Source organism: Rhodococcus sp. CX, assembly GCF_015865005.1.
Taxonomy (GTDB): Bacteria; Actinomycetota; Actinomycetes; order Mycobacteriales; family Mycobacteriaceae; genus Rhodococcus.
In genome coordinates this window covers 13,993-14,265 of the sequence record NZ_JADZGH010000233.1, presented here as the reverse complement: position 1 = coordinate 14,265, position 273 = coordinate 13,993, and positions in this window count along the sequence as shown.

Genomic DNA, 273 nt, shown 5'->3' with positions numbered 1-273 from the left:
GCGCGCCGAACGCACCGAGCAACTCGACCGCGTCAAGGAACTGGTCCGCGACCTGACGGCACAGCGCGACCAGCTCACCGACGCCGTGCACCGCGACGAGGTGGCCCGCGCGCAGGCGGCGCTGCGGATCGAACAACTCGAACAGACCATCCTCGAGCAGCACGGCATCGGCCTCGACGACCTCATCGCCGAGTACGGTCCCGACGTCCCGATGCCGCCGAGCCCGCTGGAGATCGCCGAGTACGAGCAGGCCCGCGAGCGCGGCGAACAGGT